Source organism: Mesorhizobium sp. M0296 (assembly GCF_040321675.1).
In the GTDB taxonomy this organism is placed as follows: domain Bacteria; phylum Pseudomonadota; class Alphaproteobacteria; order Rhizobiales; family Rhizobiaceae; genus Mesorhizobium.
This window is the reverse complement of the sequence record NZ_JAMYRZ010000001.1, coordinates 395,258-412,992: the sequence shown is the minus strand read 5'-3', so window position 1 is coordinate 412,992 and position 17,735 is coordinate 395,258. Positions and strand designations below refer to the sequence as shown.

Genomic DNA, 17,735 nt, shown 5'->3' with positions numbered 1-17,735 from the left:
GCACTAAAACTGTTCTCGAGATCACGAACAGGTCGCCGGAAAAGGCGACACGACGAGGCCGAACCGGGTGTAACGTCCCTTCCTCCCGGGTCGACAGAGGCCGGAAGTACGCCCAAGGCTGCTTCCGGCCTTATTTCTTCGCTGCCTCGGTCGACCTCCGGCGTCCCGAATTCCTTTGCTTTTGGCGCATGGGCGTCTATGCCTAACTTGCGCCCATGCCGGCACCGATCCCAAACCAAACACCGTATGACCGATCTCTTCCACCAGACGCCGCCTTTCCATGAGACTCCGGGCAATCCGCTGCCGGAAAACGCAGCCGGCGGGTTCTTCACCACGCGCGACGGCAAGAAGATCCGCTATGGTCTGTTTGCCGCGGTTAGCCGTCCGATGAAGGGCACCGTGGTCGTCCTGACCGGCCGCAACGAATGCATCGAGAAGTATTTCGAGACCATTCGCAACCTTGCCGACCGGGGTTTTGGCGTGGCAACCCTCGACTGGCGCGGCCAGGGCGCTTCCGACCGGATGATCGGCGACCGACAGCGCGGCTACGTCCAGAGCTTCTTCGACTATACCGGCGATCTGGAGCAGTTCTTCGAGGAGATCGTGCTGCCCGATTGCCGAGGACCCTACTACATACTGGCCCATTCGGCCGGCGCGGTGATCGCGCTGCTCGCCGCGCCCTCAATGGCGAACCGCGTGCGCCGCATGGTGCTGATCGCACCATTCTTCACCGTGCCCGACCTGCCGGTTTCGATAAAAACCGTTCGCCGCACCTGTTCGCTGTTCTGCCTTCTCGGCCTTGGCCGGCTCTATGCCGCATGGGGTCCGCGACCGAAGGAATCAGTGCCCTTCGCCATGAACAAGCTGACCAGCGACCCGGCGCGCTATCGGCGCAACACGCTGATCTACGAAACCTATCCGCAGCTGGCGCTCGGCGGACCGACGATCCGCTGGCTGAAGGCGGCCACCGAGGCGTCCTTGATCGTCAGCGACCCCGATTTCATGGCCAAGATCCAGGTGCCCTTGCTGATTATCGCCGCCGGCGCCGACCAGGTCGTCTCGACCAGGGCAGTCGAAGCCTATGCGAGACGTCTGCGCGTCGGCTCGCTAGTGATGATCGACGGCGCCCGCCATGAGATTCTCCAGGAAGCCGACCTCTATCGCGAGCAGTTGCTTGCGGCATTCGATGCCTTCATCCCCGGAACCGGCGACGCTGTTTGACCGCTTCGCCGGCGCCCGCCAACAAAGCCCGCACGGGTCGCTTGTCCGACGCAGCGTGCCCCCTTATTCCCGTTAAGGCATCGAGCGCTAGGTTGCTGCCAAAGAGAATGGAGGCCATTCGCCGGGAGAAAAACGACCATGAACGCATCGAATACGCTGTCACGTCAGGGGCATCGGCTACTGCAGATTGGCGTCGCGCTGCTGCTGTTTTCGTCATTCGAAGGGTTTGCAATACCGTATCTCGCCGCACCGCGGCTCGGACTGTCCGCGCACACGCTCAGCGCCCTGGAGGGCGTTCTCTTGCTGGGTCTAGGCCTCACATGGTCTAGGCTCAATCTCGGCGCGGCGACGTCGCGGATTGCTTTCTGGCTGCTGATCTATTCGGCTTTGGCGATCCTGGCCGCCTACGTGATCGCCAGCGCCTGGGCGGCCGGCAACGAGACTATGCCGTTGGCGGCCGGAGCCTTCCACGGAAGTGCCTTTCAGGAAGCTGTGATCAAAGGTGTGGCGTATTCGTCCGCGCCGACCGGCCTCATCTCTTTCGTGCTCATTTTGTGGGGCCTGCGTCTCTCGGACGCTTGGCCTGCCGACAGCTAATGCATGTCGCGCAGCGGTTTTGCGATAACATGCATAAAACAAGCGCGTCACATGAGTTCACTCGAACGCGACGCGATTTGCTTTAGGACCGTACCGCGGTTTCCGTCGGATTTGCGCAAAACAGACGCGTGGGTGCACCGGATGCTCAGCCGCGCAGCGCCGCCATCGCGGCTGCGTGCAGCTCCGGTGTCGCCGCCGCCAGGATGTCGCCGCCGTTTTCCGCCGGCCCGCCTTCGAAGGTGGTGACAACGCCGCCTGCCTTCTCGATGATCGGGATCAGCGCGACGATGTCGTACGGTTTCAATCCGGGATCGGCAACGATATCGACGCTGCCCGCCGCCACCATCGCGAAGGCATAGCAGTCGGTGCCGTAACGGGCGAGCTGGACCTGTTGCTCGAACAGGTCGTAGCGCAGGCGCGCGTCTCCCTTGAACAGCGCCGGCGTGGTGGTGAACAGCGTCGCCTCGGCGAGATTCGTCGTCTTGCGCGTAGCGAGTTTTCGGGAGCCACCGGGACCTTCATAATGCGAGCCGGAGGCATTGGCGTAGAACAACTCGCCGGTGAAGGGCTGCGACATCATGCCGGCGACGGCATCGCCGTCGACCGTCAGCCCGACCAGCGTGCCCCATACCGGCAGGCCGGAAATGAAGGCGCGCGTTCCATCGATCGGATCGATCACCCAGACATGCCGGCTGGAGATGTTTTCGCTGCCATGTTCCTCGCCGAGAATGCCGTGATCGGGGTATTGCGCTGATATCAGCGCCCGGATGGCGCGCTCGGCCTCGCGGTCGGCCTCGGTGACCGGGTCGAAGCTGCCGCGCTCCTTGTTGGTGACCGCGCCCTGGTTGCGGAAGCGCGGCAAGGTCTCGGCTGCGGCGGCACGCGCAATGCGCCGCATGAACTCGATGTTGATGTCCAACTGATTCTCCCGCTCCAGCATGTTTGGAGATACCCGTTTGCCTACGGATTTATGCCGAAACAAGGGCGTTCGGAGCCTTTCGCATGGTGCCAACTGTTGCTCGAATGCAACGCCGCCGTCATGGAAATGCAGTTTCCACTTCACAGTGAATTAAAAAAGCCGGAACGCGCCTTGACATTTGTGCAGCGCACAATACGTTTGTTCTCGGACAGGGGTTCCTGTCCATGCCCTCCTTGGGCGTTTCCTCCCTAGACTTCGACCGTGTCGTGCAAACGATGCGGTCTTTTTTTACGCTGCCGCATGAGCGGCGGTACCGCGATTCCGCGGCTATTCGGCGGCCAGCGGCAGATCCATGAAATTGTGATCGGGCATCGCCATCAGTTCGGCCGAAAACCGCGCTAGATCGTCGGCCAGTGCGTCGAAACCAGCCGATCTCTGGAACGTCCGCTCATTCATGTAGAGCCCGCGATTGACCTCGATCTGCAGCGCATGCAGATGGCGCACGGGGCGGCCATAGTGCTCGGTAATGAAGCCTCCGGCATAGGGCTTGTTGTGGGCGACGCTGTAGCCCATGCCGGTGAGCAGGCCGATCGCCGTCTCGGTCAACGCCGCCGCGGCCGAGATGCCGAAACGGTCGCCGACGATGAAATCCGGCCGCAATCCGCTGTCGCCGACCCTTATGCTTGCCGGCATCGAGTGGCAGTCAATCAGCACGGCGTAGCCGAAGCGCGCATGGGTTCTGGTCAAAAGCCGTTTCAGCGTCTCGTGATAGGGCTTGTAGACCGCTTCGATGCGCGCCACGGCTTCCGCCAGCGGCAAGCGGCCGGAATAGATGTCGAGCCCCTCGCCGACCAGCTTGGGCACGGTGCCGAGCCCGCCGGCCACCCGCGCCGAGCGGATGTTGCAGAATGACGGCACCGGTTCGGCGAACATGCGCGGGTCGAGTTCCCACGGCTCCCGATTGACGTCGAGATAGGCGCGCGGGAAGTTTGCCGCCAGCATCGGCGCTCCGAGCGCGACGGCGCCGCCGAACAATTCCTCGACATAGCAGTCCTCGGAGCGGCGGATGGCGTTGCGGTCCAGCTTGGCCATAGCCATGAACCGGTCCGGATAGTAGCGGCCGCTATGCGGCGAGTTGAAGAGGAAGGGAACGCGCTGTTCGGCGCCCGATCGGATTTCGAAGGGTGGAACGACCGAAAAATCCTCGGCTGCCGTTTTCAATTTGAACGAACCCGGGAATACCAATGCATCATGATGGGAAAGTGCCACCTCGCCGCCCGCATGTCCAGCCGCCGAAGCGCCAGCCAAATCAGGATTGTGCGGCCAACGTTCACTTGATGTTTACCGTCACCTCCTCATATACAGCATGGTTAACGGGCTTGCCGCACGGCATTGTCGGTTGGGTGATTCGGACGGGACAAGATGGCACGCATTCTGCTGGCGGAAGACGACGACGACATGCGCCGGTTCCTCGTCAAGGCGCTGGAGCGCGCCGGTTATCAGGTCAGCGATTTCGACAATGGCGCCAGCGCCTATGAGCGGCTGCGCGAGGAACCTTTTTCGCTGCTTTTGACCGACATCGTCATGCCCGAGATGGATGGCATCGAGCTCGCCCGACGGGCCACGGAGATCGATCCCGACCTCAAGGTGATGTTCATCACCGGCTTCGCCGCCGTCGCGCTGAACCCTGATTCCAAGGCGCCGAAAGACGCCAAGGTGCTATCGAAGCCGTTCCACCTGCGCGACCTCGTCAACGAGGTCGAAAAGATGCTGCAGGCCGCCTGACGCGCTTTTTGTCGCGTCTTGACCGACCCGGCAAGCCAGCCATTCTTTCGCTTTTCCCGCTATTGACGTGCCGAACCAAAAATGGTGTATGCGCGGCTTCGGATGGGCGTGTAGCTCAGCGGGAGAGCACTGCATTGACATTGCAGGGGTCACAGGTTCAATCCCTGTCACGCCCACCATCCAGATAATCCCTCAATTGGCCGTCGGTATTTTTCGTCGACTGATGTTCCCGGCCAATACCGGCCTCAGGCCGCGCCGAGGCGGAGATCCCCGGTCTCGACGTGCTCCAGAAACCACGCATAGGTCTGTTCCAGACCGCTGCGCAGCGAGTAGCGCGGGCGCCAGCCGGTGGCGAACAGACGCGACACGTCCATCAGCTTGCGCGGCGTGCCGTCCGGCTTCGTCGCATCGAACGTTATCGCAGCATCGGCGCCAGCGACCGACACGATGGTGCGGGCAAGATCGGCAATGGTGATGTCTTCTCCCGAGCCGACATTGATGTGGCTGTCGCCCGAATAATTCTTCAGCAACCAGACCAGCGCGTCGGCGGCGTCGTCGACATGCAGGAATTCACGCATCGGCGTGCCTGATCCCCACACCTCCAGGCTGTTGCGGCCGGCGCGCCTGGCCTCGTGCGCCTTGCGCATCAGAGCTGGCACGACATGGCTGGAATTGAGGTCGAAATTGTCGCCCGGACCGTAGAGATTGGTCGGCATCGCCGAGATGTAGTCGACGCCGTACTGGCGCCGATAGGCCTGGCACAGTTTCAGCCCGGCGATCTTGGCGATCGCATACCATTCGTTGGTGGGCTCGAGCGGCCCGGTCAGCAAGGCGTCCTCGGAGATCGGCTGCGCCGCGAATTTGGGATAGATGCAGGATGAGCCGAGAAACAGCAGCTTCTGCACCTCGTTGCGGAAGGCGCTGTCGATGACATTGTTCTGCATGACGAGATTGTCCTGCAGGAAATCGACGGGAAGCCTGTTGTTGGCCAGGATACCGCCGACCTTGGCCGCCGCCATCACCACTGCATCCGGCTTGCGGTCGGCCATCCAGCGCCGCACGCCGGCCTGGTCGAGAAGATCGAGCTCGGCGCGCGAGGCGGTCATAACCTCGCAATCCTCGTCGGCCAATCTGCGCAGGATGGCCGAGCCGACCATGCCGCGATGTCCGGCCACGAAAACGCGCTTGCCCTGAAGGTCGAAGGTCATCAGCTTACCCCAATGCAGAACGGCAGCTATGCCAGTTGGCCGGCGGAGCGCCGGATCGGCTTCTCTGTTGCCGGACGCATACCGCATACAGATTTGCCCAGACAAGGCAAATCGCAAAGCCACCCGAAGCAACCTTTGGATCGGACGCTGTAGCGCTCGCGATCAGACGCCCGCTACCGCGCAGAGGCTTGTCATTCTGGCAATGGCAAGCTCGGGGTCGGCCAGCAACCCTGCCTGGTCGGCAAGGCGAAAGACATCGGAATAGTGACGGATGCCGCGCGCCGATTGCATGCCGCCGATCATCGAAAAATGCTCCTGGTGGCCGTTCAGCCATGCCATGAAGACGATGCCGGCCTTGTAATATTCGGTCGGCACCTCGAAGATTTTGCGCGACAGCGGCACTGTCGGCGCCATCAGCGCGCCATAGCCGGCGCGGTCGCCGTCGGCCAGCTTTGCCAGCGCTGCATTGGCGACCGGCGCGATCGCATCGAAAATGCCGAGCAGCGCGTGCGAATGTCTGTCGCCGTCGCCGGCGATCAGCTCGGGGTAATTGAAATCGTCGCCGGTGAACATCAGCACGCCCTCAGGCAGCCGGTCCCTGAGCGCAATCTCCTTGCCGACATCGAGCAGCGATATCTTTATGCCTTCGACCTTGCCGGCATGGCGTTCGATGATCGCGACCACCGTCTCCAGCGCAGTTTCGAAGTCGCTGCTGCCCCAGTAGCCTTTCAGCGCGGGGTCGAACATGTCGCCCAGCCAGTGCAGGATGACCTTGCCGGAGGCCTGGGACAGGATGCGGTCGTAGACGCCGATATAGTCGTCGGGGCCTTTGGCGACCGCCGCCAGCGCCCGGCTGGCCATCATGATCGCCTTGCCGCCAAGCCCTTCGATGAAGCCGAGCTGTTCTTCATAGGCCGCGATGACATCGTCTAGCCTGCTGGCGCCCCCCGGCGCCAGATGGTCGGTGCCGGCGCCCGACGCAAGATCGGCGCCTTCGACGCTTCGCGCCTCGGCGATCGAGCGGCGGATCAATTCCTTGGCATTCGCCCAGTCGAAACCCATGCCGCGTTGAGAGGTGTCCATCGCTTCGGCGACACGGAAGCCAAGCCCCCAGAGGTGATGGCGAAACGCCATCGTCTTGTCCCAGTCGACCGCGGGCCTCGACCACGGATCGGTCATGGCGAGGGGATCGGCAACGACATGGGCGGCGGCGTAGGCGATACGCGAGAAGCGAGCGCCGGCCACAGGCTGTACCGGCTGGCCGACAAGCCGGCAGCGGACACGGCCGGCGCCTTCCCCGGGCAAGGTGATGTCCATGGCTCTCTCCCTTGCCAACGCCTATTAAATGGAACGTTCCAACAAATCAAGATATTTTGACTCCTGCCTCGTGCAGCGAAAATTGCTGCATCGCAGCAGCCGAAAGCCCTGCTTGCCGGAGAATTGCGCCACCGAGCCGCATTTTTCCCGGCTTCGCAAAAACGCGATTGACTCAAATGCGCCGCAGGGATTAGATCGTTCCAATAAAATCGCACAAGAAACCACCGGGAGGACAGATCTGGATGGCCAGCCGGGCCAAGGCAACGATACTCGACATCGCCCGTGAGGCGGGCGTGTCCAAATCGACGGTATCGCTGGTGCTGCAAGGCAGCGGGCTGATCCGGCCCGAAACCGCGCTCAAGGTGCGCAAGGCGATCGAGGACGTCGGCTATGTCTACAACCGCGGCGCCGCCAATCTGCGCAAGGCCCATTCCAACGTCATCGGCATGGTCATCAACGATCTCACCAATCCGTTTTTCGCCGAGCTCGCGGTCGGCATGGAGCGCGTCTTCCAGTCGGCCGGAGTCGTGCCTTTCATCGCCAATACGGCTGAAAACCCGGTGCGCCAGGAAGAGGTTCTGAAATCGTTGATGGAGCAGGGTGTCGCCGGGCTCGTCGTGTCGCCGGCGCGCGGCACCACGCCTGGTGCGTTCCGTCGCCTTGAGACCGCAGGCGTTCCGGTCGTCTTCGTCATGCGCCGGCTTCCCGAAAGCCGTATCCCGGTGATCACGCCCGACAATCATCGCGGCGCCTATCTCGCCACCGCCCATCTGATCGGCAAGGGCCACCGCCGGCTGGCCTTCTTCGGCGGCTCGTCCGACCTTGTCGTCTATCACGAGCGCCTGGGCGGCTTTCGCGAGGCCTGTGAAGCGCTCGGCATCGATCCGGCCGACAGGCTGGTCTTCGAGGGCGAAACCAGCCGCAAGGGCGGTATTGCCTGCCTGGAAACCGCACTTGCCATGGCCGCGCCGCCGACCGCGGCCCTTTGCTTCAACGATGCGGTCGCCTTCGGCGTCTTGCTGGCGCTGCGCAAGCGCGGCCTGGAACCCGGCGCGGACTTTGCCGTCGTCGGCTTCGACGACGTCGCCGAGGCCGAGCACTATATGCCGGCGCTGACCAGCGTCGCGGTGAACACCGCCGGCCTCGGCGAGCGCGCCGCCCATGTCGTGCTGAAGATGATCCAATCGCGCACCACGCGCGCCGAGGATCATATCGGCGCCGTCAACCTCGTGGTCAGGGAAAGCTGCGGCCCCGATCGCAAGGAGCATGGCTGCGCAGGAATGGGAGACGCGGCATGACCGTCAGTTGGGGGCTGATCGGCGCCAGCACGATCGCAAGACAGTTCATGATCGGCGCCATCCGCGCGCAGCCGGACGGCGAGATCGCCGCAGTGATGAGCTCCAGCCCGGAGCGGGCTACCGCCTATGCTCTGGAAAACCGCATTCCGGCGGCGGTCGCGACGATTGATGAATTGCTCGGCTCCGACATCGACGCCGTCTACATCTCGACCACCAACGAATTGCATCTCGAACAGGCACTCGCCGCCATCGAGGCGGGAAAGCATGTGCTTTGCGAAAAACCACTGGCGCTGACCAGCGCCGACGCGCGCAAGATGGTCGCGGCGGCCAGGGCCGCCGGCGTCGTGCTCGGCACCAATCACCACCTGCGCAATGCCGGCTCGCATCGGGCGATGCGCGAAGCGATCGCTGCCGGCTGCATCGGCAGGCCGATCGCCGCGCGCGTGTTCCACTCCGTCTATCTGCCGGAAAACCTGCAGGGCTGGCGCATCACCAGGCCGGACGCCGGCGGCGGCGTGGTGCTCGACATCACCGTCCACGATGCCGACACGCTGCGCTTCGTGCTCGGCGACGATCCCGTCGAGATCTCGGCATTCACGCAGTCGGCCGGCATGGCCGCCGGCGGGCTGGAAGACGGCGCCATGTGCCTCTGGCGCTTCGGATCGGGGATCATTGCCCAATCGCATGAGGGCTTCACCACCAAATTCGCCGGCACCGGCTTCGAGGTGCATGGCAGCGAAGGCTCGCTGATCGCCAAGGACGTGATGACGCAGAAGCCGCTCGGCTCTGTGTTGCTTCGCACGGCACAGGACGAAGAGGAATTGAGCTTCGACCGCGAAGACCTCTATGCCCGTTCGCTGCGCCAATACCACGCGGCGATCCGCGGCGAGGGCCAGCCTTCCGCCACCGGCGAGGACGGCGTCTGGTCGCTGACATCAGCCGAAGCGGCATTGCAATCGGCCAGGTCCGGCAAGGCCGTTGCCATCGACCCGAAGCTCGGGAGCGCAGCGTGAGCAAACTCGTTTCCGCGGCTGAGGCTGCCGGCCTGATTAGGGATGGCGTGGTCGTTTCCGTGTCGTCGTCGAGCGGCCTCGGCTGCCCGGATGCGGTGCTTGCCGCCATCGGCGAGCGCTTCGACGCCGACGGCCATCCCAAGGACATCACGACGCTGCACCCGATCGCCGCCGGTGACATGTACGGCATCAAGGGCATCGACCATGTAGCCAAGCCCGGCCTGTTGAAGCGCACTTTGTGCGGCTCCTATCCGTCCGGGCCTTCATCGTCGGAACCGCCGCAGATCTGGAAGATGATCGGCGACAATACGGTCGCCGCCTACAACGTGCCGTCCGGCATCCTGTTCGACATGCATCGTGAGGCCGCCGCCAAGCGCCCCGGCGTGCTGACCAAGGTCGGGCTCGACACCTTTGCCGACCCGCGCCACCAGGGTTGCGCCATGAATGCTGCCGCCAGCGAGCCGATCGTTTCGGTGCAGCAGTTCGACGGCGAGGAATGGCTCTATTTCCGCTCGATCGTACCTCAGGTCGCGATCATTCGCGCCACCACGGCGGACGAGCGCGGCAACCTTACCTATGAGCATGAGGGTGCCTATCTCGGCGGCCTCGAACAGGCGCTGGCCGTCCGCAACAATGGCGGCATCGTCATCGCGCAGGTCAAGCGCGTCGTCGAGAACGGCACGCTGAAGCCGCACGATGTGCGCGTGCCCGGCGTGCTGGTCGACCATATCGTGGTGGCGCCCGACCAGTTGCAGACGACGCTGACGCCCTACGATCCGGCCATCTCCGGCGAGATCTTCCGGCCGCTGTCGAGCTTTCGCAACGCCGAGATGAACGTCCAGAAGGTCATTGCGCGCCGCGTCGCCATGGAGCTTGCCCAGGGCATGGCGGTCAATATCGGCTTCGGCATCTCGGCCAATGTGCCGCGCATCCTTATCGAGGAAGGCCAGCACGGCAAGGTCACCTGGGTCATCGAACAGGGGGCGGTCGGCGGCGTGCCGCTGCTCGACTTCAAGTTCGGCTGCTCGTCGAACGCCGACGCCTTCATGCCCTCGCCGCACCAGTTCATCTATTTCCAGGCCGGCGGCTTCGACGCCTCGCTGCTGTCCTTCCTGCAGATCGACCGCCACGGCTCCGTCAATGTCTCGAAGCTTTCGGCGCGGCCCCACGTCACCGCCGGCGCCGGCGGCTTCGTCGACATCACCGCGCGGGCGAAGAAGATCGTCTTTTCCGGTTTCTTTAACGCCGGCGCCAAGCTGTCGCTTGCCGGTGGCGGCATTCGCATCGACCAGGAGGGCAAGGTCAAGAAAGTCGTCGGCGAGGTCGAGCATATCTCCTTCTCGGGCAAGCGTGCCGTCGCCCAGGGACAGGACATCACCTATGTCACCGAGCGCTGCGTGATGAAGCTGACGCCGGCAGGGCTGATGGTGACCGAGCTGGCGCCAGGTGTAGACTTGGAGCGCGATGTGCTGGCGCAGGCCGAGATCCCGCTCGCCGTCGCCAACGACCTGAAAATCACACCGGATGCGCTCTACCGGGACCGGCCGATCGGCCTGTCGCTCAATGGCGGCGCATCGCTTGGAGGCGCACATGGCTGAGCGTCTGGTAACGTTTGAAACCGACGGCCCCATCGGCATTGTCACACTGCGCCGGCCGGAGAAATTCAACGCGCTCGATATTCCGATGCTGCGGGCGCTGGAAGCGGCACTCGACGAGGCCGAGACAGCAACCGACGTCCGCGTCGTGCTGATCTGCGGCGAAGGCAAGGGTTTTTGCGCCGGCGGCGATGTCGAGGCTTGGGCAGAAATGAGCGCTGTCGATTTCCAGGTGCAATGGGTGCGCTACGGCCATCGCGTCTTTGACCGGCTGGCGCGGCTGCGGCAGCCGACGATCGCCGTGCTTGCCGGCCATGCGCTGGGCGGCGGGCTGGAACTGGCGGCCGCTGCAGACTTCCGCGTGGCGGAAACACAGGTGAAACTGGGGTTCCCCGAAACCTCGATCGGCGTCGTTCCCGGCTGGTCCGGCACCCAGCGCGCCGTGCGCCGCTTCGGTGCGCAGGCAGTGCGGCGGATGGCGCTCGGCGGCGAGGTGTTTCTGGCTACCGATGCGATGGCAGTGGGGATTGTCGACCGGGTGGTCGAGACCGGCAAGGCGTTCGCCGAAGCCAAGGCCTGGGCCGGCAAGATCGCCGAGCGCGGCCCGCTCGCGACCGAAGCCGCCAAGCTGATGATTGCCATCGCCGAGGGCGAAGAGAGTGCTGCCGCGACCGAAGCGCTGGCCAGCGGCTTCATCGCGCTGACAAGCGATCTCAGGACCGGCGTCGAGGCTTTCAACGCCAAGCAGAAGCCGGCGTTCTCAAGATCTTAGGAACCTGGAAATCACATGAACGCACCCCTCAACATCGCCATACCCGCCGAGGCAGCCGCAGCGCCGAAAAGCTACCGGCTGCTGATCGGCGGCAGGTTCATCGACGCCCAGGACGGCCGCACGCTGGAGCGCAGCAGCCCCGGCCACGGCTTCACCGTCTCGCGCTATGCACAAGCCGGCGCGGCGGACGTGGAGGCTGCGGTACAGGCCGCGCACAGGGCCTTCGAGGCCGGCCCGTGGCCGCGCATGAAGGCCGCCGAGCGCGCCGCGATCCTGCTCAAGGCTGCTGACCTGATCGAGGCGCGGCTGGACGAGATTGCCCGGCTCGACGCACTGGAATCCGGCAAGCCGATTGCGCAGGCGCGCGGCGAGATCGGCGGCGCCGTCGATATCTGGCGTTATGCCGCGGCACTTGCCCGCACGCTTCACGGCGAAAGCTACGCCAATCTCGGCGATGCCATGCTCGGCGTCGTGTTACGCGAACCGATCGGCGTCGTCTCCATCATCACGCCGTGGAATTTCCCGTTCCTTATCGTCAGCCAGAAGCTGCCCTTCGCGCTCGCCGCCGGCTGCACGGCGGTGGTCAAGCCGAGCGAGATGACCTCGGCCTCGACCTTTGTGCTCGGCGAGATCCTGATGCAGGCCGGCCTGCCGGACGGCGTCGTCAACATCCTTGCCGGGTTGGGCGCCGATGTCGGCGCACCGATGGTCAGCCATCCGCTGGTCGAGATGGTGTCGTTCACCGGCTCCACCCGCGTCGGCAGGATGACCATGGCGTCTGCCGCCAACTCGCTGAAGAAAGTCGCGATGGAGCTCGGCGGCAAGAACGGCCAGATCGTCTTTCCCGATGCCGACCTCGAGGCCGCCGCCGATGCGGCGGTGTTCGGCGGCTTCTTCAATGCCGGCGAATGCTGCAATGCCGGCAGCCGGCTGATCGTCCATGAGGCGATCGCCGACGAGTTCCTCGGCGCCGTCAAAGCCCTCACCGCCAAGGTGGTTGTCGGCGACCCGCTCGACGACCGCACCAAGGTCGGCGCGATGATCTCCGCCGACCATATGGCCAAGGTCACCGGCTACGTGACGGCAGCGGAAAACAGCGGCGGCCGGATATGTAGCGGCGGCAATCAGCTTGCTTCGAGCGCCGGCCAGTATCTTGATCCGACCATCGTTCGCGATGTCACCGAAGACATGGCCATTGCACGCGAGGAAGTGTTCGGTCCGGTGCTCTCGGTGCTGACTTTTGAATCGATTGAAAGGGCGTTGCACATCGCCAACAACACGCCCTATGGTCTGTCGGCGGGCGTGTGGAGCGCCAGCATCGATACCTGCATGTCGGTGGCGCGGAATGTGCGTTCGGGAACCGTTTGGGTGAACACGTTCATGGAGGGTTACCCCGAGCTGCCTTTCGGCGGCTACAAGCAGTCCGGTCTCGGACGCGAACTCGGCAAGCGCGCCGTCGAGGATTATACCGAGGAAAAGACAATCCAGTTTCATCGCGGCCAGCGCACCGGATGGTGGGTCGGCTGAGTTGGGAAGAACCCGGCGGGCATCCGCCGGTCGTGTAAGTTCAACAAGGGAGGAAGTACATGTTGCGCAAACTGCTTATCGGGACGGCTCTCGCATCGGGCGTTGCGTTCGCGGCCCATGCCGAGGACGTCAAGGAAGTCCAGATGCTGCATTGGTGGACGTCGGGCGGCGAAGCTGCCGCTCTGAACGTGCTCAAGCAGGATCTGGCCAAGGAAGGCTTTGCCTGGAAGGACGTGCCGGTGGCCGGCGGCGGCGGCGACGCTGCCATGACCGCGCTGAAGGCGATGGTGGCAGCGGGCAACTACCCGACCGCCTCGCAGATGCTTGGCTATACCGTGCTCGATTACGCCGCAGCCGGCGTTATGGGCGACCTGACCGAGACGGCGATAAAGGAAGGCTGGGACAAGTCCGTTCCCGCGGCCCTGCAGAAATTCTCCGTCTATGACGGCAAGTGGGTCGCGGCTCCGGTCAATGTCCACTCGGTCAACTGGCTATGGATCAACAAGGCGGTGATGGACAAGATCGGCGGCACCGAGCCCAAGACCTTCGACGACTTCATTGCGTTGCTGGACAAAGCCAAGGCGGCGGGCGTCATCCCGCTCGCGCTGGGCGGCCAGAACTGGCAGGAAGCGACAATGTTCGACTCAGTCGTGCTGTCGACCGGCGGGCCTGAGTTCTACAAGAAGGCCTTCAACGACCTCGACGAGGAGTCGCTGAAGTCCGACACGATGAAGAAGTCGTTCGACAATCTCGCCAAGCTCGTCACCTATGTCGACCCGAACTTCTCGGGCCGGGACTGGAACCTCGCCACCGCCATGGTCATCAAGGGCGATGCGCTGGTGCAGGTGATGGGTGACTGGGCCAAGGGCGAATTCAACGCCGCCAAGAAGGTCCCGGGCACCGACTTCCTGTGCTACCGCTTCCCGGGCACCGACGGCAGCGTCGTCTACAACTCCGACATGTTCGGCATGTTCAACGTTCCGGAGGACCGCAAGGCCGCCCAGATCGCCCTGGCCACCGCCACGCTGTCGAAGAGCTTCCAGTCGGCCTTCAACGTCGTCAAGGGCTCTGTCCCGGCCCGCACCGACGTGCCGGACACCGACTTCGACGCTTGCGGCAAGAAGGGCATGGCCGACCTGAAGGCCGCCAATGAAGGCGGCACGCTGTTCGGTTCGCTGGCGCAGGGCTATGGCGCGCCTCCCGCGGTTGCCAACGCCTACAAGGATGTCGTCTCGAAATTCGTGCACGGCCAGATCAAGACCTCGGACGAGGCCGTGACCCAACTGGTCAGCGCGATCGAAGACGCCAAGTAAGGCACCCGCCCATGTGAATGATCTCCCCGGCGCAAGCCGGGGAGATCCCCTGCGGCGAGGTTTTGCGGTTGCGCCGACCGGCACGCTTTCGTGCCGCAGAGCCCGAGACAGCAGAATTCCGGACCCGCCATACGGAATGGACAGATGAGCACAGTTGCTGAAACCAGTATCACGCTGACGCCGGAGCACGATGCCCGTCCGGGCGCCACGGTGCGCTCGCGCCTTCAGAATGCGCTGCCGAAGCTCGTGCTGGCGCCGAGCTTCGCCGCCACAATCGTCTTCGTCTACGGCTTCATCCTGTGGACGATCTATCTGTCCTTCACCAATTCCAAGACCTTTCCCTCCTATGCGATCACCGGGCCACGCGCCTATCAGCGGCTATGGCGCTGGACTTTCGAAAGCGATCCGCCGTCCTCCTGGTACACGTCGATCACCAATATGGGGATTTTCGGCTTCCTCTACATTTCCATCTGCCTGGCGCTCGGCCTGTTCCTGGCGATCCTGCTCGACCAGAAGATCCGCGGCGAAGGTGTGCTGCGGCCGATCTACCTCTACCCGATGGCACTGTCGTTCATCGTCACCGGCGTTGCCTGGAAATGGTTTCTGGACCCCGGCCTCGGCCTCGAGCAGACACTGCACCAATGGGGCTGGACGAGCTTCCATTTCGACTGGATCAAGAACAAGGATTTCGTCATCTACACGGTGGTCATCGCCGGCGTCTGGCAGGCGTCGGGCTTCATCATGGCGATGTTCCTGGCCGGCCTGCGCGGCATCGACGGCGAGATCCTGAAGGCGGCGCAGATCGACGGCGCCACCACCTTCCAGCTCTACCGTCGCATCGTCATCCCGCTGCTGCGGCCGATCTTCCTGTCCGCCTTGATCGTCCTCGCGCATCTCGCCATCAAATCCTACGATCTGGTGGTCGCGCTGACCAGCGGCGGGCCGGGCGGTTCGGCCTGGCTGCCGTCCAACTTCATGTATGAGTACACCTTCAAGCGCAACGAGATGGCCGTCGGCTCGGCCAGCGCCGTGATCATGCTGATGACCATCACCGCGATCATCGTTCCCTATCTCTATTCCGAGCTTCGGGAGAAGCCGCGATGAGCGCCGTGGCCACTCCTGCTCGCCAGAGCACTGGCGGTATCAGCGCCAGGACGGTCAACCGTATTGTCATCTACGGGCTGCTGGCGCTGTTCGCGCTGTTCTATCTGATGCCGCTGTTCGTCATGCTTGTGACCTCGTTCAAGACCATGGACGAAATCCAGAACGGCAACATGCTGGCGCTGCCGCAGGAGCCGACCTTCGCACCTTGGATAAGGGCGTGGAGCGAGGTTTGCTCGGGTCTCACCTGCGTCGGCATGAAGGGTTATTTCTGGAACTCGATCAAGATGGTGGTTCCGGCCGTCATCATCTCGACCCTGCTCGGCGCGCTCAACGGCTATGTGCTGACGAAGTGGCGCTTTCGCGGGGCGACGCTGGTGTTCGGGCTGATGCTGTTTGCCTGCTTCATTCCGTTCCAGTCCGTCCTCTTGCCGATGGCAACGATCCTCGGCAGCCTCGGCCGGTTCGGCGTCAAGCTGCAGAACGCGACCGGCCTCACCTTCGGCTTCGGCAATCCGACCGTGAATCTGGTGTTCGTTCACGTCGTCTACGGCATCGGATTCACCACCCTGTTCTTCCGCAATTATTACGAAGCGTTTCCGAACGAGCTGGTGAAGGCGGCGCAGATCGACGGCGCCAGCTTCTTCCAGATCTTCCGGCGCATCATGCTGCCCAACTCGCTGCCGATCATCGTGGTGACGGTGATCTACCAGTTCACCAACATCTGGAACGACTTCCTCTTCGCTTCCGCCTATGCCGGCTCAGGCGACGTGATGCCGATGACGGTGGCGCTGAACAATGTCGTCAACACCTCGACCGGCGTCGTCGAATACAACGTCAACATGGCGGCGGCGATGATCGCCGCGCTGCCGACGCTCCTCGTATACGTGCTCGCCGGCCGCTATTTCGTGCGCGGCCTGATGGCCGGCGCCGTCAAAGGATAATCGCATGGCTTTTCTGGAAATTGACGGGCTGAAGAAGCGTTTCGGAGCGGTCGAGATCCTGAAAGGCATCGACCTCGACCTGGAAAAGGGCGGCTTCCTCGTGCTGGTCGGGCCTTCCGGTTGCGGCAAGTCCACGCTGCTCAACACTATTGCCGGCCTGGAAACCATCACCGAAGGGGAAATCCGCGTCGACGGACGCACGATCAACGATCTCCACCCCTCCAAGCGCGACATCGCCATGGTCTTCCAGAGCTACGCGCTCTATCCGAACATGACGGTTGCCGGCAATATCGCCTTCGGCATGGAGATGCGCGGCGTGCCGGCCGGCGAGCGCCAGAAGGCAATCGACAAGGTGGCGAAGGTCCTGCAGATCGGCCATCTGCTGAAGCGCAAGCCAAGCCAGCTCTCCGGCGGCCAGCGCCAGCGCGTTGCCATGGGCCGGGCGCTGGTGCGTGATCCAAAGCTGTTCCTGTTCGACGAGCCTTTGTCCAATCTCGATGCCAAGCTGCGTGTCGACATGCGCATCGAGATCAAGCGCCTGCATGCCACCACCGGCACCACCATCGTCTACGTCACCCACGACCAGATCGAGGCGATGACGCTGGCCACCAAGATCGCGGTGATGCGCGACGGCGAGGTGCAGCAGTTCGGCACGCCAGCCGAAATCTATAACAATCCGGTCAACCTGTTTGTTGCCGACTTCATGGGCTCGCCGGCGATGAACCTGATCCCGGCGACGATCGGCAGCAACGGCAGCGGCTTCTCCGTCGTCATGGAGCGCGAGGCGCGCCAGCCGATCTCGCTGCCGCTGGGCAATGCGCCGGCCGGCCTGTCGGCATTCCAGGGAAAACCGATCATTTTCGGCGTCCGCCCGGAAGCACTGACCGATCCCGAGGGTGCCGAACGCAACGCCTCGAACATCGCCCGCGCCGACTGTCACATCGAGGTCATCGAGCCGGCCGGCTCGGATACGTTCGCGGTCACCAATCTCGGCGGCAAGGCGGTGGTGGCGCGGCTGCGCGCCGATGCCAAAATCCAGCCCGGCACGGTCACGCCGCTCGCCTTCAACCTGACCAAGGCGGTGTTCTTCGATCCGGCGACCGAGAAACGCATCGTCTAACGGCC

Annotated in this window: 16 protein-coding genes and 1 tRNA gene; 13 read left to right on the top strand and 4 right to left on the bottom strand. The window is 63.6% G+C overall.

The features are described 5' to 3' along the window. Nucleotides 1–246 precede the first annotated feature (246 nt). Together NKI97_RS02085 and NKI97_RS02080 are read left to right on the top strand one after the other, a co-directional pair. Nucleotides 247–1,221, top strand: coding sequence for an alpha/beta fold hydrolase (locus NKI97_RS02085; RefSeq protein WP_352832429.1), 975 nt, complete (start codon nt 247–249; stop codon nt 1,219–1,221). Nucleotides 1,222–1,359: 138 nt separating this feature from the next. Further along, nucleotides 1,360–1,818 carry a styrene oxide isomerase gene (locus NKI97_RS02080; RefSeq protein WP_352682506.1) on the top strand — a complete coding sequence of 153 codons (459 nt, stop codon included), beginning with the start codon at nt 1,360–1,362 and terminating at the stop codon, nt 1,816–1,818. A 145-nt stretch (nt 1,819–1,963) separates the two neighbouring features. Here NKI97_RS02080 and hisN read toward each other — a convergent pair whose 3' ends face one another. Continuing rightward, nucleotides 1,964–2,737 (bottom strand): histidinol-phosphatase, encoded by a 774-nt coding sequence (gene hisN / locus NKI97_RS02075; protein WP_352448234.1) that lies wholly within the window; start codon nt 2,735–2,737, stop codon nt 1,964–1,966. Nucleotides 2,738–3,064: 327 nt separating this feature from the next. Continuing rightward, nucleotides 3,065–4,006, bottom strand: coding sequence for an N-formylglutamate amidohydrolase (locus tag NKI97_RS02070; protein WP_352448235.1), 942 nt, complete (start codon nt 4,004–4,006; stop codon nt 3,065–3,067). Between the two features lie 153 nt (nt 4,007–4,159). Here NKI97_RS02070 and cpdR point away from each other — a divergent pair, with 153 nt between their 5' ends. Both cpdR and NKI97_RS02060 read left to right on the top strand, forming a co-directional pair. Further along, complete coding sequence (cpdR, locus tag NKI97_RS02065) at nt 4,160–4,522, top strand: cell cycle two-component system response regulator CpdR (RefSeq protein WP_006199474.1); 363 nt, start codon at nt 4,160–4,162, stop codon at nt 4,520–4,522. Between the two features lie 104 nt (nt 4,523–4,626). Continuing rightward, nucleotides 4,627–4,701 (top strand) — tRNA-Val (locus NKI97_RS02060). A 66-nt stretch (nt 4,702–4,767) separates the two neighbouring features. On the opposite strand, the gene fcl is transcribed toward NKI97_RS02060, so the two are convergent. After that, the gene (fcl, locus tag NKI97_RS02055) at nt 4,768–5,730 is read right to left on the bottom strand and encodes a GDP-L-fucose synthase (protein WP_352448236.1); all 963 of its coding nucleotides are present in this window, start codon (nt 5,728–5,730) and stop codon (nt 4,768–4,770) included. A gap of 162 nt (nt 5,731–5,892) precedes the next feature. After that, nucleotides 5,893–7,047 (bottom strand): dihydrodipicolinate synthase family protein, encoded by a 1,155-nt coding sequence (locus NKI97_RS02050; RefSeq protein WP_352832426.1) that lies wholly within the window; start codon nt 7,045–7,047, stop codon nt 5,893–5,895. A 242-nt stretch (nt 7,048–7,289) separates the two neighbouring features. On the opposite strand from NKI97_RS02050, the gene NKI97_RS02045 reads away from it, so the two are divergent. From NKI97_RS02045 to NKI97_RS02005, 9 genes are all read left to right on the top strand, one after another. Next, nucleotides 7,290–8,345, top strand: coding sequence for a LacI family DNA-binding transcriptional regulator (locus NKI97_RS02045; RefSeq protein WP_352814372.1), 1,056 nt, complete (start codon nt 7,290–7,292; stop codon nt 8,343–8,345). Next, nucleotides 8,342–9,358 carry a Gfo/Idh/MocA family protein gene (locus NKI97_RS02040; RefSeq protein ID WP_352832423.1) on the top strand — a complete coding sequence of 339 codons (1,017 nt, stop codon included), beginning with the start codon at nt 8,342–8,344 and terminating at the stop codon, nt 9,356–9,358. Before NKI97_RS02045 ends, NKI97_RS02040 begins: the two co-directional genes overlap by 4 nt. After that, nucleotides 9,355–10,956 carry an acyl CoA:acetate/3-ketoacid CoA transferase gene (locus tag NKI97_RS02035; protein ID WP_352832421.1) on the top strand — a complete coding sequence of 534 codons (1,602 nt, stop codon included), beginning with the start codon at nt 9,355–9,357 and terminating at the stop codon, nt 10,954–10,956. Before NKI97_RS02040 ends, NKI97_RS02035 begins: the two co-directional genes overlap by 4 nt. Beyond that, nucleotides 10,949–11,725, top strand: a complete 777-nt coding sequence (locus tag NKI97_RS02030; protein WP_352832418.1) for an enoyl-CoA hydratase/isomerase family protein — start codon at nt 10,949–10,951, stop codon at nt 11,723–11,725. The genes NKI97_RS02035 and NKI97_RS02030 overlap by 8 nt, the downstream gene beginning before the upstream one ends. A gap of 15 nt (nt 11,726–11,740) precedes the next feature. After that, nucleotides 11,741–13,252, top strand: coding sequence for an aldehyde dehydrogenase family protein (locus tag NKI97_RS02025; RefSeq protein ID WP_352832415.1), 1,512 nt, complete (start codon nt 11,741–11,743; stop codon nt 13,250–13,252). A 59-nt stretch (nt 13,253–13,311) separates the two neighbouring features. Continuing rightward, nucleotides 13,312–14,565: an ABC transporter substrate-binding protein gene (locus NKI97_RS02020; RefSeq protein ID WP_031194023.1), complete on the top strand. Its 1,254-nt coding sequence runs from the start codon at nt 13,312–13,314 to the stop codon at nt 14,563–14,565. A 144-nt stretch (nt 14,566–14,709) separates the two neighbouring features. Continuing rightward, nucleotides 14,710–15,669, top strand: a complete 960-nt coding sequence (locus NKI97_RS02015) for a carbohydrate ABC transporter permease (RefSeq protein ID WP_352469510.1) — start codon at nt 14,710–14,712, stop codon at nt 15,667–15,669. Further along, complete coding sequence (locus NKI97_RS02010; RefSeq protein ID WP_023675367.1) at nt 15,666–16,610, top strand: carbohydrate ABC transporter permease; 945 nt, start codon at nt 15,666–15,668, stop codon at nt 16,608–16,610. Before NKI97_RS02015 ends, NKI97_RS02010 begins: the two co-directional genes overlap by 4 nt. Nucleotides 16,611–16,614: 4 nt before the next feature. Then, nucleotides 16,615–17,730 carry an ABC transporter ATP-binding protein gene (locus NKI97_RS02005; RefSeq protein ID WP_023675366.1) on the top strand — a complete coding sequence of 372 codons (1,116 nt, stop codon included), beginning with the start codon at nt 16,615–16,617 and terminating at the stop codon, nt 17,728–17,730. Nucleotides 17,731–17,735 lie beyond the last annotated feature (5 nt).